Genomic DNA, 22,208 nt, shown 5'->3' on the forward strand with positions numbered 1-22,208 from the left:
ATGGCACGTCCCGTCGGGCGCAAGATCTTCGCCCACGCCAAGCTGCGCCGGCTGCGCCGCGAGCACGGCATGAACCAGGTCGAGCTGGCCCACGAGCTCGGCATCTCGACCAGCTACCTCAACCAGATCGAGCACAGCCAGCGCCCGCTCACCGCCGCCGTGCTGCTGCGGATCGCCGAGGTGTTCGGCGTGGACCCGGAGTTCTTCTCCGAGGCCGACGAGGAGCGCCTCGCCACCGACCTGCGCGCCGCCCTCGCCGACGAGGCGTGCGGCGCCCCCGTCCCGGCCGAGGACGTCGCGGAGGTGAGCCGGGACCACCCCGACGTGGCCCGGGCGCTCGTCGCGCTGTACCGCCGCTACCGGGAGGCGGCCGCCAGGGTCGCCGATCTCGGCGACGCCGCCGGGACCGCCGCGCTCAGCCCGGCCGAACCCCACGACGAGGTACGGGACTTCTTCTACACGCACCACAACCACATCCCGGCCCTGGAGGAGCAGGCCGAGCGCACCGCGACCGCGCTCGGGGCGACCACGGCCGGCGGCCTCGCCGCCGCGCTGGCGGCCGCACTCGGCGAGCGGCACGGCGTGCGGGTGGTCGACGCGGACCACCGGCAGCAGGCGGAGATGCGCCGGTTCGATCCGGCGAGCGGCATCCTCCGCCTCTCCGCGTGGCTGACCGACGGCCAGCGGGCCTTCCAACTGGCCACCCAGCTCGCGCTGCTGGAGCACCGGCCGCTGCTCGACGCGCTGGTCTCGGCGGCGGGGCCCGACCTCACCTCCCCCCAGGCGGCGGACCTCGCCCGGATCGGTCTCGCCACCTACTTCGCCGGCGCGCTGCTGATGCCCTACTCGGCCTTCCACGCCGCCGCCGAGGAGCTGCGCTACGACATCGACCTGCTCGGCGCCCGCTTCGGGGTCGGCTTCGAGACGGTCTGCCACCGGCTGAGCACCCTGCAGCGCACCGGCCGCCGGGGCGTGCCGTTCTCCTTCCTGCGCGCCGACCGGGCGGGCAACATCTCCAAGCGGCAGTCCGCGACCGACTTCCACTTCTCCCGCCTCGGCGGCACCTGCCCGCTCTGGACGGTCTACGAGGCCTTCTCGGCGCCGGGGCGGATCCTCACCCAGATCGCCGAAATGCCGGACGGCAAGCGGTACTTCTGGATCGCCCGCACCGTCACCCACGGCGGCTTCGGCCACCGCGCGCCGCGCAGCGAGTTCGCCGTCGCGCTCGGCTGCGAGCTGCGCCACGCCCACCGCCTGGTCTACGCCGAGGGCATCGCCCTAGACGGCCGGGAGGCGGCCACGCCGATCGGCCTGGGCTGCCGGATCTGCGAGCGGACCGACTGCGCCCAGCGGGCCCGGCCCCCCGTCGGCGGCCGGCTGGTGGTGGACCCGGACCGGCGCACCAGGGTGCCCTACCCGGTCGTCGCCGAAGGGCGCGACGGAGATCGGGAGGGGCGCCGCTGACCGGTGCCGCCGAGACGTCGCACCGGCGGCGGGCGGCACCCGGGTGCCGCGGTCGGGGCCCTGTGGTCGGGGCGTCCCGGCCGCAGGCCGGGCGACGGCGACGGATCCGGCACCGTGCCGCCGATCGTGTGGCCCTGGGCCCTTCCGGGTGGTGATGTGGGTCCCTCGGGGTGAACGCCGGGAGGGGGCGTCAGGCCCCGGGGGACACCCAGAAAATGTCAGATCATCAGATTGTCTCGCGAAGGCTGATCCTGGCCGCGGCCGGGTTGTCGGTCCTCGGCGCCGCAGGGTGCGGGGGAGCACGGCGGGCCGGGGAACCCGGTACCGCGCCGAGAGGGAACGCCGGGCCGCCGCCCGCGGCCGCGCCCCCGGCGGCCGCACCGGAAGCCGCACCGGTGGCCGCGCCTGAAACCGCCCCGGAAACCGCGCCGGAAGCCGCCCCGGAAGCCCCCAGGGTGCTGACCGAGGCGGAGAGCCGGCCGCTGTTCGAACTCGCCGAGGAGGGGAAGGTGGTGGCCCTCACCATCGACGACGGACCCCATCCGCGCCACACCCCCGACGTCCTGGCGCTGCTGGAGAAGCACGGGATCCGGGCGACGTTCTTCCTGATCGGCGAGAACGCGGCCGCCCGTCCCGACCTGGTCCGGGAGATCGCGGCGCGGGGGCACCGCATCGGCAACCACACCTGGAGCCATCCGGACCTCCGTCACCTTCCCGACGACGCCCAGGTGCGGGAGGAGCTGACGCGCACCTCCGACCTCCTCGCCGGGATCACCGGCAAGTCGCCCGCCTGGTTCCGGGCCCCGGGCGGGGACTGGGCCCCGAGGACGCTCAGGACGAGCAGGGAGCTCGGGATGCGGCCGATGGGCTGGACGGTCGACCCGGAGGACTGGGCCGAGCCGGGGACGGACGTGATCCTCGGTCGGCTCACGAAGGAGATGCGCCCGGGAGCGATCGTGCTCACCCATGACGGCGGGGGCGACCGTTCGCAGACGGTGGCCGCTCTCACGCGCTTCCTCCCCTCACTGATCGACTCCGGCTACCGCTTCACCACCCCGCGGGCCTGACCGGACGGCGGTGCCGGTCTCCTACGCGGAGGCCGGCACCGGCCGCTGTTCCGGGCCGTCGTAGGAGGCGAGCGGGCGGATCAGGGCGTTGTGGGCGAGCTGTTCGGTGATGTGGGCGGTCCAGCCGGTGACCCGGCTCATCACGAAGAGCGGGGTGAAGACCGGGGTGTCGAAGCCCATCAGGTGGTAGGCGAGGCCCGCGGGGTAGTCGAGGTTGGGGTGGATGCCCTTGCGGTCCAGCACCGCCTCGCGCAGCGCCGCGTGCAGGGCGGCCAGCCGGGTCGTCCCGGGGTCGGCCGCCAGGGCCACCAGGTCGTCGAGGGCGGCCTGCATGATCGGGACGCGGGAGTCGCCGTGCTGGTAGACCCGATGGCCGAAGCCCATGATCTTCCGCCGGGAGGCGAGGGCGTCGTCGAGCCAGTCGGCGGCGCGGGCCGGGTCGCCGATCTCCTCCAGCATGTGCATCACGGCCTCGTTGGCGCCGCCGTGCAGCGGGCCCTTGAGCGCGCCGATCGCGGCGGTGACGGCGCTGTAGAGGTCGGAGAGGGTGGAGGTGACGATGCGGGCGGTGAAGGTGGAGGCGTTGAAGCTGTGCTCGGCGTACAGCACCAGCGAGACCTCGAAGCAGCGGACCACCTCGGGGGCGGGCACGGCGCCGAAGCACATGTGGAAGAAGTTCTCCGCGTACCCGAGGTCCGGGTCCGGGGCGATCGGGGCGAGGCCCCGGCGACGGCGCTGGTCGGCGGCGACGACGGTGGGCAGTTTCGCCAGCAGGGTCAGGGACTTGGCGAGGTTGGACGCCGGGCGGCCGTCGTCCTCGGTCGGGTCCTCGGCGCCGAAGAAGCTGACGGCGGTGCGCAGCACGTCCATCGGGTGGCAGGTCTCGGGCAGTTTCGCGAGCAGCTCGGCGGTGGTGCGGTCGAGCGGGCGCAGGGCGCGTTCGCGGGCCCGGAACTCGCGCAGCTGGGCGCCGTCGGGCAGTTCGCCGTGCCAGAGCAGGTAGGCGACCTCCTCGAAGGAGCGGTGGGCGGCGAGGTCCTGGACGGGGTAGCCGCGGTAGGTGAGGGAGTTGGTCTCCGGGATGACGGTGGAGATCCCGGTGGTGTCGACGACGACACCGGCGAGGCCGCGGTGGATCCCGGGTGCGGTGGTGGGCATGGCTGGTCTCCGGTGCGGGTCAGGTGCCGGGCGGGAGGGTGAAGTCGAAGACGGCCGAGTCGAAGGCCGCGTAGTCGGCGTAGCCGAGGAGTTCGTACAGCCGGGAGCGGGTCTGCATGCGCGGCAGGAGGGACTGCTGGGTGCCCTCGGTGGCGATGGTGCGCAGCCCGTCCTCGATCGCGCCCATGGCGAGCCGCAGCAGGGTGACCGGGTAGAGGGCGATGTTGTAGCCGAGGCTCTCCAGGGCGCGGGTGTCCAGCAGCGGGGTCCTGCCGAACTCGGTGAGGTTCGCGAGCAGCGGCACGTCCACGGCCTTGCGGAACGCCTCGTACTCGGCCTCGTCGGCGAGGGCCTCGGGGAAGATCGCGTCGGCTCCGGCGTCGACGTAGGCCTTGGCCCGGTCGATCGCGGCGCCGAGTCCTTCGACGGAGCGGGCGTCGGTGCGGGCCATCAGCAGGAAGTCGGGGTCGCGGCGGGCGTCGACGGCGGCGCGCAGCCGGCGGACCATCTCCTCGCGGGGCGTGATGGTCTTGCCGTCGAGGTGGCCGCAGCGCTTGGGGTTGACCTGGTCCTCCAGGTGCAGCCCGGCCAGGCCCGCGTCCTCCAGGAGCTGGACGGTGCGGGCGGCGTTCATCGGTTCGCCGAAGCCGGTGTCGGCATCGATCAGCACCGGGAGGTCGGTGACCCGGGTGGTCTGCTGGGCGCGGGCGGCGACCTCGGTGGAGGTGGTCAGGCCGATGTCCGGCAGGCCGAGGTCGGCGGCGAGGACGGCGCCGGAGAGGTAGACGGCGTCGAAGCCGAGGTCCTGGATGAGGCGGGCGGAGAGCGGGTTGATCGCGCCGGGGACGCGCAGCAGCCGTCCGGAGGCGAGCTGTTCGCGCAGCGCCCGGCGGCGTTCGGCGGCGGTGGTGCGGGTGTGCAGCATCAGAACAGGCCCTTCGGCAGGGTGCGGTCGAACTCGCGGACGGCCTCGAAGTCGACGGCCGGGAACAGTTCGTCGAGGCCGGCGGTCGTCAGCTCGGCGAGACCGGCCGCGGCCGACAGGAAGCGGTCCTGGTCGGTGGGGGTGACGACGCCCTCGGTGAGGGTGCGGAACTTCCGCTGGTACGCGGGGCGGTCGAAGGGGCGGGCGCCGGCCGGGTGGGCGTCGGCGACGGCCAGCTCGTCCTCGACGACGGAACCGTCGTCCAGGGTGATCACGATCCGGCCGCCGAAGGCCCGGTGCTGCGGGTCGGGGTCGTGGTAGCGGCGGGTCCACTCCGGGTCCTCGACCGTGCTGACCTTCCGCCACAGGGCGACGGTCTCCGGGCGGTTGGCGCGCTCGGGGGCGTAGGAGCGCTCGTGGTGCCAGCCGCCGTCCTCCAGGGCCACGGCGAGGATGTACGGGATCGAGTGGTCGAGGGTCTCCCGGCTGGCGCCGGGGTCGTACTTCTGCGGGTCGTTGGCGCCGGAGCCGATGACGTGGTGGGTGTGGTGGCTGGTGTGCAGCACCACCGAGCGCACCCGCTCCAGCGGCCCGGTCTTCTCGCGCAGCCGCCGGGCCAGGTCGATGACCGCCTGGGCCTGGTACTCGGCGGAGTGCTCCTTGGTGTAGGTGTCCAGGATCGCCCGGCGCGGTTCGCCGGGCTCGGGCAGCGGCACGGTGTAGTCGGCGTCCGGGCCGTCGAGCATCCAGGCGAGGAAGCCGTCCTCGCCCTCGTAGACCGGGGAGGGCGAGGTCTCGCCGCGCATCGCCCGGTCCACCGCCTCGATCGCGGCCTTGCCGGCGAAGGCCGGGGCGAAGGCCTTCCAGCTGGAGATCTCGCCCTTGCGGGACTGCCGGGTCGCCGTCGTGGTGTGCACGGCCTGCTGCACCGCCTGGTACACCGTCTCCGTCGGCAGCCGCAGCAGCGCGCCGAGCCCGCAGGCGGTGGCCGCGCTCAGGTGCGCGACGTGGTCGATCCGGTGGGCGTGCAGACAGATGCCCTTGACCAGGGCGACGTGGACCTCGTAGGCGGCGACGATGCCGCGCAGCAGGTCGGCGCCGGTGCGCCCGGTGTGCTGGGCGACGGCCAGCAGCGGCGGGATGTTGTCCCCGGGGTGGGAGTAGTCGGCGGCGAGGTAGGTGTCGTGGAAGTCCAGCTCGCGCACGGCGGTGCCGTTGGCCCAGGCCGCCCACTCGGGGGAGACCCTGGCCAGGCTGCCGAACACCCGGGCGCCGGGCGCCCCGTGGTGCGCGAGCGCCTGGGACCGGGCCACCGCCACCGGCCGGCGCAGCAGCGACGCGACCGCCACCGAGGCGTTGTCGACGACCCGGTTGACGGCCATGCCCACGGCGGCCGGGTCCAGTTCCTCGGTGGCGGTCGCGACGGCGGCCAGTTTCCAGGCCAACTGCTCCTCTCGCGGCAGCCGGTCGGCGCTGGGATGGACGCGGACGTGGTGCTCGATCACGGGACTCCTCGGGAGTGTCGGGACCGCCCTGACGGGCTCGTACGCTCCAGGCTGCCGCGCCGGCGGGCGGGGATCCAGCAGGCCAATCCGCGGAATCCGGACAGCTCCGGGCTGCGAATCCGCGAATCCTGCGAATCCGCGGATCGTACGAACCTGCGGAGCCCGCGAACCCGCAGAGCCCGCGAATCCTGTGGACCGGTCTCGCGGGCTAGGATCCACAGGGCCTCCTCCGCCGGTGATCACCGCACCACGCCGCCGGACCGGGCCGGCCCCGACCGCCCCCTGCCTCTGAGGTGATCACAGCGAACAGCCTGGTGTCCGAGCTGCGGCGACCCGCCGTCCTCCGGTCCGCGCGGTCGGAGGACGGCTCGTGTCGTCACCTGCTGGTGTGGAAGGCCGGCCCGGGCTGGCGGATGGTCAGCAGCGCCGTGCTGGGCGGCGGGATCGGCGAGCGCGGCTGGGTGGTGAACGCCCAGGTCCGGCCCGGCTACAGCCGGATGGACCCGGAGCGGCACCTGGCGGAGCTGGCGGAGGCCGAGGGCCTGCGCGGGCCGGGTGTCGGGCTGATGACCGCCGCGGAGGTCGACGACTGCACCTGGGGTGAGGACGGCGGCGCCGTCGCCCTGGTGACGACCGGCATCGGCGTCCCGACCTGGGCCGCGGCAGCCGCGGCACCGCCCGGTCCGTACGTCCCGGGGACGATCAACATCCTCGCGGTCGTGCCCGCGCCGGTGGCCGACGCGGGGCTGGTGAACCTGCTGGCGACGGCCACCGAGGCGAAGGTGCAGGCCCTCCTGGACGCCGGCTACTCGTGCTCGGGCACCCCGTCCGACGCCGTCTGCGTGGCCGTCCGCACCCCGGTCGACGGCGAGGCGGCCGACCCCTTCGGCGGCCCGCGGTCGGTCTGGGGCTCCCGGCTGGCCCGCGCCGTCCACCGAGCCGTCCTCGACGGGGCGGAACGCGACCGGGCCCGGCGGCGGGAGGGGCCGGGTGTGCCGCACCAGGGGCCCCGACCGGACTGCCACCGGGCGGACGTCCTTTCAGCCGGAGCGTCCGGACCGGCTGGAGTGCCCCGAGCAACTGGAGCGCCCGGACCGGCTGGAGCGCCCGGAGCGCTCGGACGCGTCACCGTCTGAAACCACGCCGCCCCGCCGGTTCCCGGCCCTCCGCGACGGGAGCCGGGCACCGGCGGGGCGCGCTCGTCACGCCGAGGCGTGCGCGTGGAACCCCCGTCCGCTCTTGCGGCCGAGCAGTCCGGCCTCCACCATGCGGGAGAGCAGCGGCGGGGGCGCGTACAGCGGCTCCTTGTACTCCTCGTACATCGACCGGGCGATCGCCTCGACGGTGTCCAGCCCGATCAGGTCGGCGAGTTGGAGCGGCCCCATGGGGTGGGCGCAGCCGTGGACCATCCCGGCGTCGATGTCCTCGGGGCTGGCGTGGCCGGCCTCGGCCATCCGGATCGCGGCGAGCAGGTACGGCACCAGCAGGGCGTTGACGACGAAGCCGGCCCGGTCGCGGGAGTGGACGACGTGCTTGCCGAGGACGTTCCGGGCGAAGCCCTCCACCCGGTCGAGGACGGTCGGGGCGGTGTGCAGCGAGGCCACCAGCTCGACCAGCGGCATCACCGGGGCCGGGTTGAAGAAATGCAGGCCCAGGACGTGGGAGGCCCGGCCGGTGGCGATGCCGAGGCGGGTGACCGGGATGGCCGAGGTGTTGGTGGCCAGGACGGCGTCCTCGGCGACGAGCACCTTGTCCAGGGTGGTGAGCACCTCGGTCTTGACCCGTTCGTCCTCGACGACGGCCTCGACCACCAACTGGCGGTCGGCGAGCGCCTCCAGGTCGTCGGCGAACAGCAGGTGGGCCCAGGCGTCGGTGCGCTGCTCCTCGCTGATCCGGCCGCGGTCGGCGGCGCGGTGCAGCGAGCGGTCGATCCGGGCCCGGGCGGTCCGCAGGGCGTCCCGGCCGGCCTCGCAGACGACGGTGTCGAGCCCGGCGCGGGCGAAGACCTCGGCGATGCCGGCGCCCATCTGTCCGGCGCCGACGACCGCGACGCGGCGGATGTCGTTCATGGTGCACTGCCTCCGTGGTGGGGCGGCTCAGGCCGCGGTGCGGATCCGCACGAGGTGGCGGGCGTAGGCCTCGGTGGTGAGGAAGGCGGGCAGGTCGGCGCCGAGGGCGGTGTCCTCCAGGATCCGCACCGCGTCGTCCACCAGCGTCGGGTCGGCGCCCTCGGCGAGCAGCGTGGCGCGCTCCCGGTCGATCAGGCGCCGCACCATGTCCGGGGTGACGAGCGAGCCGCCGGTCAGCCGGGTGCAGTGGTGCTGCCACTGCCAGATCTGGCAGCGGGCGATCTCGGCGGTGGCGACGTCCTCCATCAGCCCGAAGACGGCGACGGCTCCGGAACCGCCGAGCCAGGCGGTGAGGTAGCGCAGGGCGACGGCGATGTTGGAGCGCAGCCCCTGGTCGGTCGGCAGGCCGGCGGACAGCCTGTGCACGCCGAGCAGGTCGGCGGCGGTGACCTCGACGTCCTCGCGGGTGCGGTCGAGCTGGTTCGGCCGGTCGCCGAGGACGTCGTCGAAGGCGGTGCGGCAGGTGGCGACCAGGCCGGGGTGGGCGACCCAGGAGCCGTCGAAGCCGTCTCCGGCCTCCCGCTCCTTGTCGGCGCGCACCTTGGTGAGGGCCACCGCGTTGGCCTCCGGGGCGCGCTGGGGGATGGCGGCGGCCATCCCGCCGATGGCGTGGGCGCCGCGCCGGTGGCAGGTGCGCACCAGCAGGTCGGTGTAGGCGCGCAGGAAGGGCTGGGTCATGGTGAGGGTGGCGCGGTCCGGCAGGACGTAGCGCGGGCCGTGCTGGGCGAAGTTCTTGATCAGGCTGAACAGGTAGTCCCAGCGCCCGGCGTTGAGCCCGGCGGCGTGCTCGCGCAGCTCGTAGAGGATCTCGTCCATCTCGAAGGCCGCGGTGATGGTCTCGATCAGCACGGTGGCCCGGATCGTGCCGTGCGGGATGCCCAACTCGGCCTGGGCGAAGGCGAAGACCTCGTTCCAGAGCCGGGCTTCGCGGTGGTCCTCCAGCTTGGGCAGGTAGAAGTACGGGCCGCTGCCGCGCTCGATCTGCCGTTTGCCGCAGTGGAAGAGGTAGAGGCCGAAGTCGACCAGGGCGCCGACGGCGGGGCGGCCGTCGACCAGCAGGTGCTGCTCGTCGAGGTGCCAGCCGCGCGGGCGGACGACGATGGTGGCGGGGGAGTCGCCGATGCGGTAGCGCTTGCCCTCCGGGGTGGTGTCGTCGATCCGGCGTTCGACCGCGTCGAGCAGGTTGAGCTGCCCGGAGACCAGGTTGTGCCAGGTGGGGGTGGTGGCGTCCTCGAAGTCGGCGAGCCACACCCTGGCACCGGAGTTGAGCGCGTTGACGGTCATCCGGCGCTCGGGCGGGCCGGTGATCTCCACCCGGCGGTCGGCCAGGCCCGGCCCGGCGCCGGCCACGCGCCAGGTCGGGTCCTCGCGGACGGCGCGGGTCCCGGGGAGGAAGTCGAGGCTGCCGCCGTCCGCCAACTCGGCGCGGCGCCGGTCGCGTTCGGCGAGCAGCGCGGTGCGACGGGCGGCGAACCGGTCGTGCAGACGGGCGAGGAAGGCGAGCGCCTCGGGGGTGAGGATCTCGTCGAAGCGGTCCTCGTGTTCTCCGAGGACCTCGATGCGGCTGGGCTGGCTCATCCGGTGCTCCAGGGGCGGGTGGAAGGCGCCCGGGGCCTCGTCCCTCAACGAGGCCCCGGGCGGCGGGGTGGGCGGCGGCCGCTCCCCAAAGCGGCCGCCGGGGTGGCTCGGTGGTGCTGTCCTTCCGGCTCGGCGGCCCGCTTCGGGCCCGGCGGCCTCCTTCGGGCTCAGTGGAACTGCTCGGCCTCGGTGGAGCCGGTCAGGGCGAGCGTCTCGGCGTTCGGGTTGAGCGCGGTGGAGACCAGGTCGAAGTACCCGGTGCCGACCTCGCGCTGGTGCTTCACGGCGGTGTAGCCGTCCGGCACGGCCGCGAACTCGGCCTCCTGGAGGTCGACGTAGGCCGTCATCCCGTGCTCGGCGTAGCCGCGGGCGAGCTGGAACATCGAGTGGTTGAGCGCGTGGAAGCCGGCCAGCGTGATGAACTGGAAGCGGTAGCCCATCGCCCCCAACTCCCGCTGGAACTTGGCGATCTGGTCGTCGTCCAGCGCGGCCTTCCAGTTGAAGGAGGGCGAGCAGTTGTAGGCGAGCATCGTGTCCGGGTGCTCGGCCTTGACCGCCTCGGCGAACTCCCGGGCCTGCTCCAGGTCCGGGGTGCCGGTCTCCACCCAGAGCAGGTCCGCGTACGGGGCGAAGGCCAGGCCGCGCGAGATCACCGGGGCCATGCCGGGCTCGACCCGGTAGAAGCCCTCGGCCGTCCGCTCGCCGGTGCAGAACCGGGCGTCGCGCTCGTCCACGTCGCTGGTCAGCAGGTTGGCGGCGAGCGCGTCGGTGCGGGCGACGATCAGGGTCGGCACGTCGGCGATGTCGGCCGCGAGGCGGGCGGCGTTCAGGGTGCGGATGTGCTGGGCGGTGGGGACGAGCACCTTGCCGCCGAGGTGGCCGCACTTCTTCTCGGAGGCCAGCTGGTCCTCGTAGTGGATGCCCGCCGCGCCGGCCGCGATCATGCCCTTGGTGAGCTCGAAGGCGTTCAGCGGGCCGCCGAAGCCGGCCTCCGCGTCGGCGACGATCGGCACCAGCCAGTCCGGGCCGCCGTTGCCCTCCGCCGCGTCGATCCCGTCCGCCCGCAGCAGCGCGTTGTTGATCCGACGCACCACCTGGGGAACGGAGTTGGCGGGGTAGAGGCTCTGGTCCGGGTACGTCTGCCCGGCCTGGTTGGCGTCGGCCGCGACCTGCCAGCCGGACAGGTAGATCGCCTGCAGCCCGGCCTTCACCATCTGCACGGCCTGGCCGCCGGTCAGCGCGCCGAGCGCGTGGACGTAGTCCTGCTCGTGCAGCTGCCGCCACAGCCGCTCGGCGCCGCGCCGGGCCAGGGTGTGCTCCTCGCGCACCGTCCCGGACAGCCGGACCACATCCGCCGCCGTGTACGTGCGCTCGATGCCCGCCCACCGCGGGTCGGAGGCCCACCGGGCGGCGAGCTCCGCCGCCTGCTGCTCCTGCTGCTGCCGGACTGACTGAGTCATGGGTCTGCTCCCCAGGGTGCTCGTTGCGAAGGATGTGACGCACCTCACCGCGAGGGCGAGTGGGCGGCCGGACGGTGCCGGGCTGCGGTGGCGCACCGCGGGACGTGGAGGCCCGGACAGCCCACCGGACCGCGAGCGACCTGGTGTTCTGCGGCTGTCCTGCGCACCTCCCGGCCGCAGCACCGACTCTGGCACCCCCGCCGAGCCGCCGTCACCGGTGGACCGCGGCCAACTTCTGCGAACGCTCCCCGGTGAATCAGCGAAGGTTGCGAAGGCCTGAACGGCTGCCCTGCGGCTAGGCTGCCCGCGCCGGGTCGACCGAAGCGCACAGCGGGGAGAGCGACACCATGGGAAAGGCCTTCGCCGGTGCCCGGCTGCGCCGCCTGCGCGAGGAGCGCGGCCTCAGCCAGGCCGCCCTCGCCCGGCTGCTCGACCTCTCGCCCAGCTACGTCAACCAGTTGGAGCACGACGCCCGGCCCCTCACCGTGCCCGTCCTGCTGCGCCTCACCGAGGCCTTCGGCGTCGAGGCCGGCTACTTCGCCCCGCCCGACAGCGCCCGGCTCACCGCCGAACTGCGCGACGCGCTCGGCGAGGAGTTCATGGCCGGCCGGATCACCGGCGGGGACCTCGACGAGCTCGCCGCCCGACTGCCCTCCGTGGCACGGCTGTTGAGCGACCTGGCCCGCGGCCGCCGGGACGCCGCCGAGCAGCTCGCCGTCCTCGCCGGGGACCGCGGCCTCGGAGTCGACACGCACACCCCGCACGAGCAGGTCCGCGAGTTCTTCTACCGCCGCCGGAACTACCTCCACGAACTCGACACGGCCGCCGAGGAGTTGGCGACATCCATCGGCCTGCGGCGCGGCGAGGTCCGGACGGTGCTGGCCGAACGGCTCGCCACCGGGCACCGGGTCCGGATCGCCACCGGAGGCGGACAACTCCACCAGTACGACGAGCCGACCCGGACCCTCCGACTGTCCGACCGGCTGCGCCCCGGCCAGCAGGCCTTCCGGATGGCCACGCAACTGGCCTACCTGGAACACGACTCCCTGCTGTCCGAACTCGCCTCCCAGGACAGCCCGGAGGGCTCCACCGCCTTCGCGCTCACCCGCATCGGCCTGGCCAACTACTTCGCCGCCGCCCTCGTCCTGCCCTACACCGCCTTCCACGCCCAGGCGGAGGCGGCCCGCTACGACATCGAGCACCTCGCCGACCACTTCGGCGTCGGCTACGAGACGGTCTGCCACCGGCTCAGCACCCTCCAGCGCCCCGGCCTGCGCGGCGTGCCGTTCTCCTTCGTACGCGTCGACCGGGCCGGGAACGTCTCGAAGCGCCAGTCCGCCACGCCCTTCCACTTCTCCCGCACCGGCGGCACCTGCCCGCTGTGGAACGTCTACGACGCCTTCGCCGCCCCCGGGCGCGTCCACGTCCAGGTCGCCGCCATGCCGGACGGCCGCCGCTACCTCTGGACCGCCCGCGCCGTCACCCGCTCGCCCGGCGGCTGGGGCCGCCCCGGCAAGACCTTCGCCATCGGCCTCGGCTGCGAGATCCGGCACGCCGGCCGACTGGTCTACTCCGCCGGCCTGGACCTCGGCGACGAGGCGGCCGCCACCCCGATCGGCCTCGGCTGCAAGGTCTGCGAACGCCCGGCCTGCCCGCAGCGCTCCGCCCCGGCCATCGGTCGACCGCTGGCCGTCGACGAGCACACCAGCACCTTCGTGCCGTACGCCGCGCTGCCCGGCCCCCGGGACCGAGGGCGCCCGGACGGCTGGGGCGGCACGCTCAGTCCGTGATGCCGGAGACCGCCAGCGGCAGGTGGCGGGGCCCGCGCAGGATCGGGCTGCGGCGGTACACGGGTGGGTCCTGGAGCAGGCGGGGGTCGTCGAGGCGGCGGACGAGCGCGGTGAGGGCGATCTGCCCCTCGACCCTGGCGAGCGGCGCGCCGAAGCAGCTGTGCACGCCGCTGCCGAAGCCGAGGTGCTGGTTGTCCTGCCGGGTCGGGTCGAAGCGGTCCGGGTCGCGGAACCGCCGTGGGTCCCGGTTGCCGGCGGCGAGCACCAGGACCAGCGGCGCGCCCTTGGGGATGGTGACGCCGTCGACCTCGACGTCGGTCAGGGCGGTGCGCTGCGGCAGCAGTTGGACCGGGGGCTCGTAGCGCAGCACCTCCTCCACCATGCCCGGCATCAACTCGGGCCGTTCACGCACCAGTCGGAGGGCCTCGGGGTGGCGCAGCAGGGTGAGCACGCTGTTGGTGACCAGGTTGACGGTCGTCTCGTGCCCGGCGATGAGCAGCAGGACGGCGGTGGCCATCAGCTCCGGCCGGGTGAAGCCGCCGTCCGGGCCGGGGTCGTTGACGAAGGCGGAGAGCATGTCGTCGGAGGGCCTGCCGCGGCGGCTCTCGGCGAGTTCGCCGAGGTACAGCCCCATCTCCGTCCGGGCCTGGAGGGCCACCCGCTGCCGCTCGGCCGGGTCGGTGCCGGGGGTGGGGTCGAAGCCCTCGATCAGGGTCTCGGTCCAGGCGTGGAACCGGGGTTCGTCCTTGCGCGGCACCCCGAGCAGCCGGCAGATCACGGTGACGGGGAGCGGGTAGGCGAAGTCCTCGACGAGGTCGATCCGGTCGCGGCCGCGCAGCCCGTCGATCAACTCCCCGGCGATCGCGGTGATCTCGTCGTGCATGGCGTCGACCCGGCCGGGCGCGTGGGGCGGGCCGAAGGGCCGCATGGCCAGGTTGCGCAGCCGTTCGTGCTCGGGGTCGTCCCGGCCGATGAAGGCGACCGGGACGACCGGCACCTCGTCCGGGTCGGTGCGGTTGCGGCGGTCGGAGCTGATCCGCGGGTCGTGGAGCAGCGCGGCGACCTCGTCGTAGGTGCCGACCAGGTAGCCGCCGTCGTCCTGGCGGGCCACGCCGTGCTCGCGCAGTTCGGCGTAGAGGGGGTAGGGGTCGGCGCGGTTGGCGTAGTCGGTGATCCGGCGGTACAGGGTGCCGGCGGAACCGGTGCCGGTGCTGGTGCCGGGGGTGTCGGTGGTGGCCATGGCGGGCTCCTCGGGGGTGGCGGCGGCGGTCCGCGGCGCCGGGACGGTGCTCAGCCGTCCCAGCGCCGAAAGGTCAGCCGCCGGTCGGGCAGGTGACCGGTGAGCGCGACGGTGGGACCGTGCGAGAGCACCTTCGGATCGGGCACGTCGGACGGGACGGGGGCGCGGGAGGGCGGTGGCTCCACGCCGACCCAGTCGGGCGGGAACGGGGCGGCGGTCTCGATCAGCCCCTGGTAGTGCTCCAGCCACTTGGCCCGGTTCACGCTCACGGCGGCCGTGATCCGGCCCCGGTACCCGTAGACCGCGACGAACCGCCGCTCCTCCGGCGAGCCCTGGGCGACCACCACGTGGTCGGAGAAGGTCGGCACGCCGACGGACTTGATGTTGAGGCCGAACTGGCTGGACCAGAAGGCGGGCACGCTCAGGTGCGGCAGCCGGCGCGGCCCCGGGTTGACCATGTTGTGGGCCGCCACCGCGGCCTGGGCAACCGCGTTGCCCCAGTGTTCGAGGGAGAGCAGCTGGTACTCGAAGAGCGGGTGCGGGAAGCGGGCGACATCACCCGCGACGAAGACGTCGTCGGTGACGATCCCGTACATGTCGAAGGCACGGCAGCCGGCGTCGCAGGCGATGCCACGCCGACCGGCGGCGAGCCCGGAGTCGGCCAGCCACTCGGTGTTGCGGACGGCCCCCAGGGCGACCACGGCGACGTCCGCCTCGATCCGGCTGCCGTCGGAAAGCTCGGCGCCGGTGAGCCGACCGTCCCGGCCGTGGAGCGCGGTGACGGTCACCCCGCAGCGCAGGTCGACCCCGTGGGCGCGCTGGACCCTGGCCGCGAAGGCGCCGAAGGCCCCGCCGAGGGCGCCGACCAGCGGGGCGGGGCCGCGCTCCGCGACCGTCACCGCCACGCCGCGCTCCCGGCAGGCGGAGGCGATCTCGGAGCCGGTGAACCCGGCACCGATCACCAGCACCCGCCGCGGGCCGACCGCCAGCCGCTCGGCCAGCCCGGCCGCGTCGTCGGCGGTGCGCAGGGTGAACACCCCGTCGAGGGCGGCCTGCGCGGGGTCCGGCCAGGGCCTGGCCCGGGTGCCCGTCGCGATCAGCAGCCGGTCGTACGGCAGCCGTTCGCCGGTCGCGAGCAGCACCTGCCTGGCCGCCCCGTCCACGCCGGTCGCGCGGACGCCGAGCCGCCACTCCGCGTCCACCTCGCGGCGGCGCGGCAGCCCGGTCTCCTCGGCACGCACCCGCCCGAGCAGCACCTGCTTGGACAGCGGCGGACGGTCGTACGGGGGGCGGCGCTCCTCGCCGACCACGGTCAGCCGCCCGGCGAAGCCCTCGTCGCGCAGCGTCTCCGCGGCGCGCAGCCCGGCCAGCGAGGCACCGACGACGACGATCCGGCCGCTCCGGAGGTCACCGCACACCGGACCGGCACTCCCCGCCCGGGCTGTCTGGACCGGCGGCTTCGGCCCCGGCCCCGGCTTCGGCGCGGTCCTCGACCAGGATGGCCTGCACCGGACACGCCGCCGCGGCCCGCAGGACGCGCTCCCGCTGCCCGTCGGGGGGCTGCGGGGTGTACATCAGGGCCTCCTCGCCGTGCAGCTCGAACACCCGGGGCGCGAGGAACGCGCACTGCGCGTAGCCCTGGCAGCGGTTGAGGTCGACGACGATCTTCACGGACACTCCTCCCGGCCGGTCCGTATCCGTCCTACCGCCGCCGCCCCGGCCGCGCGCCCGGGGGTGCTCCGCGGGAGGGGTCGCGGAGCGTGGCCGCCTACGCGGTGCGGTGGGCGGCGACGACGGGAGCGGCGGTCCGTACCGCGCGGTACGGACCGCCGCTCCCGGGCCGGTGGCCGCGGTCAGTCGTCGTGGCGGTCCGGCTGCTGCTTCCGGTGGCGGGGGAGGCGGTGGGACGCGAGCGGTCGTCCGCCGGCGAGGTGCTCGGTGACGATGAGGGCGGCGGTGGCCGGGTCGACGTTGCCGTACCAGACGTCGTCCGGCTGGACGCTGATGACGGGGGCCTGGTTGCAGGGGAACTGGCAGCCGGTCTGGGTGACGAGCACGTCGTCGTCGCCGAGGCCCTGCTCGGTCAGTCCCTGGACCAGGGCGCGCAGTCGCTCCTCCACGCCCTTGGCCGCGCAGCGCGGGCCGCGGCACACCATGACCTGGTGCCGGTGGCCGGGCACGTCCTCCCAGGCCGCGGAGGTGAGGCCGGGCTCCGTGCCGGTGACGGCCTTCGTCGCCGCGGCCACCGTGGGGACCGCGTCCGGCGAGTCGGCGAGGCGGGTGGCGACGAGGAGTTCGGGACGGTGGCCCGCGCGCTCGCGCCACCAGTACGCGGCGATCCGCCGGAGCCAGGACTGGCCCGGGCCGGAAGCCGTGAGGCGGACGCCGACCAGGACCACGGTCTCGGTGCCCGCGTCGGCCAGCCTGGTCAGCTCGGCCGACAGGGACGGGTCCGCCAGCTGCAGGAACGCGATCGAGGCCCGGTGCGAGGCCGCCGCCCGGAGGAGTTCGTCACGACGGACGGCCTCCCCGGCCGACATGCCGACCAGGACCACGGCACTGCGGCGGGCGGGGGCGTCCGGAGCGGGGGAGGTCATGGCGTCGTCCTTTCGTGGAGCAGTCCGTTCCACCGGATGTGCGGTCTGTCGTGCCGGGGGTGGCGTTCCACGGTGACGTCGACGCCGTAGACCTCCGCGATCGTGCGCGAGGTGAGCACCTCGGAGCCGGGCCCGTGGGCGACCAGTCGGCCGTCGAGCAGGACGGCGACCTCGTCGCAGTAGGCGGCGGCGAGTTCGAGGTCGTGCAGCGCGGCGACCGTGGTGATGCCCAGCCCGCGGACGGTTTCGAGGAAGCCGAGTTGGTGGCGCAGGTCGAGGTGGTTGGTGGGCTCGTCGAGCAGCAGCACGTCGGGTTCCTGTGCCAGCGCCCGGGCGAGCTGGACCCGCTGCCGCTCGCCGCCCGAGAGTGTCGGCCAGGAGCGGTCGAGCAGGTGGCCGACGTCGGCCGCGGCGACGGCGCCGGCGACCACGGACCGCTCGTGGGCGTCGGCGGCGGAGTCCGTCGGCACGGGCCAGCGGCCGCGGTGCGGCGTGCGTCCGAGCTCGATGACCTGACGGACCGTCAGTGACAGCCGGGTGTCCGCCTGCTGCTCCATGAAGGCCACCCGTCGTGCCCGCCGGCGGGCCGTGAGCGCGTGGAGGTCCTCGCCGTCCAGCAGGACCTGGCCCGCGCTCGGCCGGGTCAGTCCGGCGACCGCGCGCAGCAGGGTGGTCTTCCCGGCGCCGTTGGGTCCGAGCAGGCCCGTGATCCGGCCGGGGCGGAAGGCGATCGAGACCGCGTCCAGCAGGGTGGCTCCGCCGACGCGGACACCGAGTCCCTCCGCGCGCAGCCCGACGGGGGGCGTCGTCGTCACTGCGCCCTCCCGTCGGCCCGCCCCTGGCGCCACAGCAGCCAGGCGAAGAACGGCGCTCCGAGCCCGGCCGTGACGACGCCGACGGGGATCTCCCGGTCGGGGAGGACCGAGCGCGCCACGACGTCGCTGCCCACCAGGAGGGACGCGCCCACCAGCGCCGACACGGGCAGCAGGAGGGCGTGGCGCGGGCCGCAGACGAGGCGGACCACGTGCGGGACGACCAGGCCGAGGAACCCGATGACGCCGGTGTTGGCGACCAGGCACGCGGTCACCAGCGCGGCGGTGGCGACGAGGACCCAGCGGGTGCGCTCGACGTGGACGCCGAGGGAGCGGGCGGCGGTCTCGCCGAAGGCGAAGGCGTCCAGGTCGCGGGCCGAGGAGGCCAGGACCGTGACACCCACCAGCGCGACCGCCATCAGGAAGACCGCGGTGGGCCACCGCACGCCGGCGACCGAGCCCAGCGTCCACTCCATGACACCGCGCGCCGCGTCGCGGTCCCCGAGGACCATCACCACGAACGAGGTGTAGGCCCCGCACATCTGGCCGACCGCGATGCCGGCGAGCACGGTCCGGGTGGTGGGCAGCGACCGGGTTCGGGCGCCGGCCAGGGCCAGGACGACGACGGCGGCGAGCAGGGCGCCGGCGAAGGCCGCCGTCGCCACCGCGCCGGTGCCCACGGCGCCGGACACGCCGACGCCGAGGACGATCACGGTGACCGCGCCGGCGGCGGCTCCGTCCGAGATCCCGAGCAGGAAGGGATCGGCCAGGTCGTTCCCGGTCAGCGTCTGCAGCACCGCGCCGCAGACCGCGAGGCCGGCGCCGGTGGCGGCCGCTCCCAGCACCCGGGGCAGCCGCAGCTGCCAGACGATCTGGTCGTCCAGCAGCGTCACGTGCGGGTCGCCCAGCCCGAGACGGCGCGCCACGACCTCGATCACCGTCCGGACCGACTCGTGCTGCGAGCCCACGGCCAGGCCGAGGAGCAGGGTGCTCAGGAGCAGGGCCGCGGCGACGGCCAGGGCCGCCGTCGCGCGGCCCGGACCAGCGGGCCGCACGACGGGGTGGGGCGCGGCGGTCATGAAGCCGGGTGCAGTCGGCCCAGCCCGTCGGACACTCGGGCGGCACCGTCGGCGAGCAGCACGCCGGGCGTCGACTCGGAGAACGGCACCGTCACGAAGGCCTTGCGCTGCACGGCGGTGAGCTTGCTCAGGACCGGGTCGTTCTCCAGGTAGTCGATCTTGGACTGGGCGGTGTCCCAGTCGGCGTCCGCGACCACGATGGCGTCCGGGTCCGCCGCGACGACCTTCTCCCAGCTCACGTTCTGCCAACTGCCGGGCAGGTCCCCGAAGACGTTGCGGGCGCCCACGGCGTCGAGCACGAGTTGGGGCCCGCCCTGGCCGGCGCCGACGAACGGCGTCTTGGTGTCCGAGTCGAACCACAGGACCTTCAGGCCCTTGCCCGCGGCCGTCGCCGTGAACTGCGCCAGCTGCTGCTCCTGCTGCCGCTGGATCGCGGCGGCCCGTTCCGGGACGCCGAAGACCTTGGCGACGTCGTTCAGCTCGCCCCACGCCGCCTGCCAGGTCGTCGGCGGCACCTGGCTCTTGTCCGAGCAGCCGAACGGGGACAGGTACGACGGGACGCCCTGGCCGCGCAGCTCCTCCCGGGTGCCCGCGACCTTGTCGGTGAACGCGCTGGAGTAGGAGGCGTACAGGAAGTCGGGACGGGCCGCGAGGAGGTTCTCCTTCGTCGGGTACTTCTTGGAGAGCACCGGGACGGAGTCGTAGGCGGCCTTCCACTTCTCCGGGACGGAGTCGTCGAGGTAGGCGGTACCGGCCATGCGGGACTCCAGCCCGAGGGCCAGGGCCACCTCGGTGGCACCCTGGTTGAGCGTCACCAGCCGCTCGGGCGGCGCGCCGACCGTCACGGTGGTCCCGCAGTTGTCCACGCTGACCGGCGCGGCACTTCCGGTCGCCCCGCCGGACGCGACGGGCGCGGGGGCGCCCGCGCACCCTCCGAGCACGCCGACGAACAGCAGGGCCGTGACGGCCCGGCCGACACGTGTCGGACCTGTGGGACGTACGGGACGTACGGGACGTACGGGACGTACGGGACGCATGGAGCGCGCGGAGCGCATGGAACGTATGGATCGGACCGGATGCGGGTACGGCTGACCGCTGGGCACGTGTTCTCCAAAACCCTCGTGGAACATGTCGCGCCGTGGCCGGTCTCCTGGCTTCCGCATCAACACGCCGCGACCGACCTTCCCGAGCGGCTCTCCCAGCCCGCCCAGTGGCCCTGACCGCTGGCGAAAGCCGGTCAGCGAGGGCCGCGGAACTCCGCGGCAACAGTGGCGAGGGCCGCACCGGACTCAGACCGGTTTCCCGAACACCACGGCGATGGCACGGTATCAGGCGTGGTCAGGTCGGTGGCGACCGGCCGGTGGGATGATCGTTTGGATCGTTCCCGGGGACGGGGGAGGGAGCGGCCACGGGGGTCGGCCGGCTCCGGAGGGACGGGGGATCACCCCGGAAGGCGGAAGAAGGAGCGGTAGAGCGGCAGCTGCTCGGCGAGCATGTGGATGCCGGGGTGGGTGGCGAGGCCGAGGGCGGCGGCGGTGCGCAGCAGCGGGGTCTCGGCGGGCGTCATGATGATGTCGGCGACCAGCGCGCCGGGCGCCAGCGGTGCCGGGTCGAAGGGGAGCGGGTCGGCCGGGTCCAGGCCCAGCGGGGTGGCGTTGACCGCGAGGTCGACGTCGGCGGGCGGGTGCGGGGCGGCGGCCACGCGGCCGGGCCAGCGGGTGCCGAGCCGCTCCAGCAGGGCGTCCACCCGGCCCCGGTCGGGATCGGTCACGGTGAGTGCGGCGGCCCCTTCGGCGAGCAGGGCGGCGGCGATGGCGAGCCCCGCGCCTCCGGCGCCGGCCAGTGCCACCCGCAGCCCGGCCGGGTGGTACCCGGCGGCGGCCAGGCCCCGGACGAACCCGGCGCCGTCGAAGTTGTCGCCGTACCAGCGGCCGTCCGGCTCGCGGCGCAGCGCGTTGGTGCTGCCCAACAGGGCGGCGGCGTCGCTGAGTTCGTCGGCGTGCCCGCACATCGCCAGCTTGTGCGGGACGGTGACCAGCAGCCCGTCCAGGTTGGCGACGGCCTTCAGCCCGCGGACGACCTCGTCCAGCCGGTCCGCCGGGGCGTGCACGGGGACGAGCACGGCGTCCACGCCGCTCGCCGCGAACAGCGGGTTGAGCAGGGCGGGCGCCTTGGCCTGTGCGACCGGGTCGCCGAGCACCGCGAACAGCCGGGTGCGGCCGGAGATCGGCGGACGGGCGGCCGGCGCGTCGGGTGCGTCGGGGGCCGGTGCGTCGGGGGTCGGCAGGTCAGGGGTCGGCAGGTCGGGGTGAAGGGACATCTCAGGCCTCCCCGGCGGCGGCGCGCGGCATGGCGTCCAGCGTGCGGGCGACTAGCGACTCGGGGACGTCGCTGACGAGTTCGGCGCCGCGCGGGCCGTCCAGGACGAAGGAGAGCCCGTCGACGGCCTTCTTGTCCAGCCGCATGAGGGCGATCAGCGCCCCGGTGCCGACCTCCGGCGGCAGCGCGGTCGGCAGCCCGTAGTGGGCGACCACCTCGTGGTGCTCGGCGACCCGCTCGGGGCCGATCCGGCCGAGCGCGCCCGCCAGCCGGCCGGCGAAGACCGTGCCGACGCCGACCGCCTCGCCGTGGCGCAGCCGGAAGTCGGTGGCGCGTTCCAGCGCGTGGCCCAGGGTGTGGCCGTAGTTGAGGATGTGCCGCAGCCCGGTGTCGCGCTCGTCGGCGGCCACCACGGCGGCCTTGCGGGCGACGCTCGCGGCGATCTGTTCGGGCAGCGGCAGGTGGCGGAGGTCCCCGGCGCCGATGAAGTGGCAGCGGGCGATCTCCCCGTAGCCGTTGACGCGTTCGCGCGGCGGGAGGGTGTCGAGGTAGTCGGTGTCGCAGAGCACGGCGGACGGCTGCCAGTACGCGCCCACCAGGTTCTTGCCCTCCGGGAGGTTCACCGCCGTCTTGCCGCCGACGCTCGCGTCGACCTGGGCCAGCAGCGAGGTGGGCAGGTGCACCACGGGCACGCCCCGGTGGTACAGCGCGGCGGCGAGCCCGACCGCGTCGGTGGTGGTGCCGCCGCCGCAGGAGACCACGGCGTCGGCCCGGCCCAGGCCGAACGCGGTGAAGCGGCTGCACAGTTCGGCCACCCAGGCGAGGGACTTGCCCTCCTCTCCGTCCTTCGCCTCCACCACCAGGGTGTCGAGGCCGGTGTCGGGCAGCCACTCGGCGGGCCGGGCGCTGACCACCGCGACCCGCCGGGCGCCGATCCCCGCGAGCACCCCGGCCAGCCGGTGGCGGGCGCCGGGGCCGATCAGCACCGGGTAGCCGCGCTCACCCAGCTCCACGTCGATGCGCCGCAGCCCTCCGTCCGTACGGACGAGGGTTTCTGTCGTGGTCAACTCGGCTCCCAGGGCTGG

At 74.6% G+C, this 22,208-nt stretch carries 18 protein-coding genes, 1 pseudogene and 1 riboswitch; of the genes and pseudogenes, 4 read left to right on the top strand and 15 right to left on the bottom strand.

Annotated elements, in window-relative coordinates; genetic code table 11:
- Both ACFVU7_RS22890 and ACFVU7_RS22895 read left to right on the top strand, forming a co-directional pair.
- Nucleotides 1–1,464, top strand: coding sequence for a short-chain fatty acyl-CoA regulator family protein (locus tag ACFVU7_RS22890; protein WP_388046776.1), 1,464 nt, complete (start codon nucleotides 1–3; stop codon nucleotides 1,462–1,464).
- A gap of 395 nt (nucleotides 1,465–1,859) precedes the next feature.
- A complete protein-coding gene (locus ACFVU7_RS22895; RefSeq protein WP_388046777.1) occupies nucleotides 1,860–2,531 on the top strand; it encodes a polysaccharide deacetylase family protein in 672 nt (223 codons plus the stop codon).
- A 21-nt stretch (nucleotides 2,532–2,552) separates the two neighbouring features.
- On the opposite strand, the gene ACFVU7_RS22900 is transcribed toward ACFVU7_RS22895, so the two are convergent.
- The 3 genes from ACFVU7_RS22900 to ACFVU7_RS22910 are packed head-to-tail and all read right to left on the bottom strand — an operon-like array spanning nucleotide 2,553 to nucleotide 6,119.
- Nucleotides 2,553–3,689 (bottom strand): bifunctional 2-methylcitrate synthase/citrate synthase, encoded by a 1,137-nt coding sequence (locus ACFVU7_RS22900; protein WP_388046779.1) that lies wholly within the window; start codon nucleotides 3,687–3,689, stop codon nucleotides 2,553–2,555.
- Between the two features lie 19 nt (nucleotides 3,690–3,708).
- A complete protein-coding gene (gene prpB, locus ACFVU7_RS22905) occupies nucleotides 3,709–4,614 on the bottom strand; it encodes a methylisocitrate lyase (RefSeq protein ID WP_388046781.1) in 906 nt (301 codons plus the stop codon).
- Nucleotides 4,614–6,119, bottom strand: coding sequence for an MmgE/PrpD family protein (locus tag ACFVU7_RS22910; RefSeq protein ID WP_388046783.1), 1,506 nt, complete (start codon nucleotides 6,117–6,119; stop codon nucleotides 4,614–4,616). Before ACFVU7_RS22910 ends, prpB begins: the two co-directional genes overlap by 1 nt.
- A gap of 296 nt (nucleotides 6,120–6,415) precedes the next feature.
- On the opposite strand from ACFVU7_RS22910, the pseudogene ACFVU7_RS22915 reads away from it, so the two are divergent.
- Nucleotides 6,416–7,063: pseudogene (locus ACFVU7_RS22915) on the top strand (adenosylcobinamide amidohydrolase); the annotation flags it as partial.
- A gap of 258 nt (nucleotides 7,064–7,321) precedes the next feature.
- Here the strand turns inward: ACFVU7_RS22915 and ACFVU7_RS22920 are convergent.
- From ACFVU7_RS22920 to aceA, 3 genes are all read right to left on the bottom strand, one after another.
- On the bottom strand, nucleotides 7,322–8,188 hold the full coding sequence (locus ACFVU7_RS22920; protein WP_388046785.1) for a 3-hydroxybutyryl-CoA dehydrogenase: 867 nt from the start codon (nucleotides 8,186–8,188) through the stop codon (nucleotides 7,322–7,324).
- 27 nt (nucleotides 8,189–8,215) lie between these two features.
- The gene (gene aceB, locus ACFVU7_RS22925; protein ID WP_388046786.1) at nucleotides 8,216–9,826 is read right to left on the bottom strand and encodes a malate synthase A; all 1,611 of its coding nucleotides are present in this window, start codon (nucleotides 9,824–9,826) and stop codon (nucleotides 8,216–8,218) included.
- A 167-nt stretch (nucleotides 9,827–9,993) separates the two neighbouring features.
- On the bottom strand, nucleotides 9,994–11,286 hold the full coding sequence (aceA, locus tag ACFVU7_RS22930; RefSeq protein ID WP_074003451.1) for an isocitrate lyase: 1,293 nt from the start codon (nucleotides 11,284–11,286) through the stop codon (nucleotides 9,994–9,996).
- A 347-nt stretch (nucleotides 11,287–11,633) separates the two neighbouring features.
- Here aceA and ACFVU7_RS22935 point away from each other — a divergent pair, with 347 nt between their 5' ends.
- A complete protein-coding gene (locus ACFVU7_RS22935) occupies nucleotides 11,634–13,076 on the top strand; it encodes a short-chain fatty acyl-CoA regulator family protein (protein ID WP_388046788.1) in 1,443 nt (480 codons plus the stop codon).
- Here the strand turns inward: ACFVU7_RS22935 and ACFVU7_RS22940 are convergent.
- The 9 genes from ACFVU7_RS22940 to ACFVU7_RS22980 form a co-directional block, all read right to left on the bottom strand.
- A complete protein-coding gene (locus ACFVU7_RS22940; RefSeq protein ID WP_388046789.1) occupies nucleotides 13,066–14,316 on the bottom strand; it encodes a cytochrome P450 in 1,251 nt (416 codons plus the stop codon). The genes ACFVU7_RS22935 and ACFVU7_RS22940 overlap by 11 nt on opposite strands.
- 50 nt (nucleotides 14,317–14,366) lie before the next feature.
- The gene (locus ACFVU7_RS22945) at nucleotides 14,367–15,734 is read right to left on the bottom strand and encodes an NAD(P)/FAD-dependent oxidoreductase (RefSeq protein ID WP_388046791.1); all 1,368 of its coding nucleotides are present in this window, start codon (nucleotides 15,732–15,734) and stop codon (nucleotides 14,367–14,369) included.
- Nucleotides 15,724–15,987, bottom strand: coding sequence for a ferredoxin (locus ACFVU7_RS22950; protein WP_388046793.1), 264 nt, complete (start codon nucleotides 15,985–15,987; stop codon nucleotides 15,724–15,726). Before ACFVU7_RS22950 ends, ACFVU7_RS22945 begins: the two co-directional genes overlap by 11 nt.
- A 182-nt stretch (nucleotides 15,988–16,169) precedes the next feature.
- Nucleotides 16,170–16,913: a ferredoxin gene (locus tag ACFVU7_RS22955; RefSeq protein WP_388046795.1), complete on the bottom strand. Its 744-nt coding sequence runs from the start codon at nucleotides 16,911–16,913 to the stop codon at nucleotides 16,170–16,172.
- Entirely contained in the window at nucleotides 16,910–17,728 is an 819-nt protein-coding gene (locus ACFVU7_RS22960; protein WP_388046796.1) for an ABC transporter ATP-binding protein, read from the bottom strand. Before ACFVU7_RS22960 ends, ACFVU7_RS22955 begins: the two co-directional genes overlap by 4 nt.
- Nucleotides 17,725–18,804: a FecCD family ABC transporter permease gene (locus ACFVU7_RS22965; protein WP_388046798.1), complete on the bottom strand. Its 1,080-nt coding sequence runs from the start codon at nucleotides 18,802–18,804 to the stop codon at nucleotides 17,725–17,727. The genes ACFVU7_RS22960 and ACFVU7_RS22965 overlap by 4 nt, the downstream gene beginning before the upstream one ends.
- Nucleotides 18,801–19,670: an ABC transporter substrate-binding protein gene (locus tag ACFVU7_RS22970; RefSeq protein ID WP_388046800.1), complete on the bottom strand. Its 870-nt coding sequence runs from the start codon at nucleotides 19,668–19,670 to the stop codon at nucleotides 18,801–18,803. Before ACFVU7_RS22970 ends, ACFVU7_RS22965 begins: the two co-directional genes overlap by 4 nt.
- A 256-nt stretch (nucleotides 19,671–19,926) precedes the next feature.
- A riboswitch (cobalamin riboswitch) is annotated at nucleotides 19,927–20,133 on the bottom strand.
- Nucleotides 20,134–20,245: 112 nt separating this feature from the next.
- Nucleotides 20,246–21,124 carry a shikimate dehydrogenase family protein gene (locus tag ACFVU7_RS22975; protein ID WP_388046802.1) on the bottom strand — a complete coding sequence of 293 codons (879 nt, stop codon included), beginning with the start codon at nucleotides 21,122–21,124 and terminating at the stop codon, nucleotides 20,246–20,248.
- Nucleotide 21,125: 1 nt separating this feature from the next.
- The gene (locus tag ACFVU7_RS22980; RefSeq protein WP_259316404.1) at nucleotides 21,126–22,190 is read right to left on the bottom strand and encodes a 3-dehydroquinate synthase; all 1,065 of its coding nucleotides are present in this window, start codon (nucleotides 22,188–22,190) and stop codon (nucleotides 21,126–21,128) included.
- Between the last annotated feature and the right edge of the window lie 18 nt (nucleotides 22,191–22,208).

The sequence above is a fragment of the Kitasatospora sp. NPDC058046 genome, from assembly GCF_042885595.1.
In the GTDB taxonomy this organism is placed as follows: Bacteria; Actinomycetota; Actinomycetes; order Streptomycetales; family Streptomycetaceae; genus Kitasatospora.

Bases quoted from the DNA above. Each gene is read 5' to 3' on its own strand.
- ACFVU7_RS22890 (WP_388046776.1), top strand. From the start codon at position 1: ATGGCACGTCCCGTCGGGCGCAAGATCTTCGCCCACGCCAAGCTGCGC.
- ACFVU7_RS22900 (WP_388046779.1), bottom strand. From the start codon at position 3,689: ATGCCCACCACCGCACCCGGGATCCACCGCGGCCTCGCCGGTGTCGTC.
- prpB (WP_388046781.1), bottom strand. From the start codon at position 4,614: ATGCTGCACACCCGCACCACCGCCGCCGAACGCCGCCGGGCGCTGCGC.
- ACFVU7_RS22920 (WP_388046785.1), bottom strand. From the start codon at position 8,188: ATGAACGACATCCGCCGCGTCGCGGTCGTCGGCGCCGGACAGATGGGC.
- aceB (WP_388046786.1), bottom strand. From the start codon at position 9,826: ATGAGCCAGCCCAGCCGCATCGAGGTCCTCGGAGAACACGAGGACCGC.
- aceA (WP_074003451.1), bottom strand. From the start codon at position 11,286: ATGACTCAGTCAGTCCGGCAGCAGCAGGAGCAGCAGGCGGCGGAGCTC.
- ACFVU7_RS22935 (WP_388046788.1), top strand. From the start codon at position 11,634: ATGGGAAAGGCCTTCGCCGGTGCCCGGCTGCGCCGCCTGCGCGAGGAG.
- ACFVU7_RS22940 (WP_388046789.1), bottom strand. From the start codon at position 14,316: ATGGCCACCACCGACACCCCCGGCACCAGCACCGGCACCGGTTCCGCC.
- ACFVU7_RS22955 (WP_388046795.1), bottom strand. From the start codon at position 16,913: ATGACCTCCCCCGCTCCGGACGCCCCCGCCCGCCGCAGTGCCGTGGTC.
- ACFVU7_RS22965 (WP_388046798.1), bottom strand. From the start codon at position 18,804: ATGACCGCCGCGCCCCACCCCGTCGTGCGGCCCGCTGGTCCGGGCCGC.
- ACFVU7_RS22975 (WP_388046802.1), bottom strand. From the start codon at position 21,124: ATGTCCCTTCACCCCGACCTGCCGACCCCTGACCTGCCGACCCCCGAC.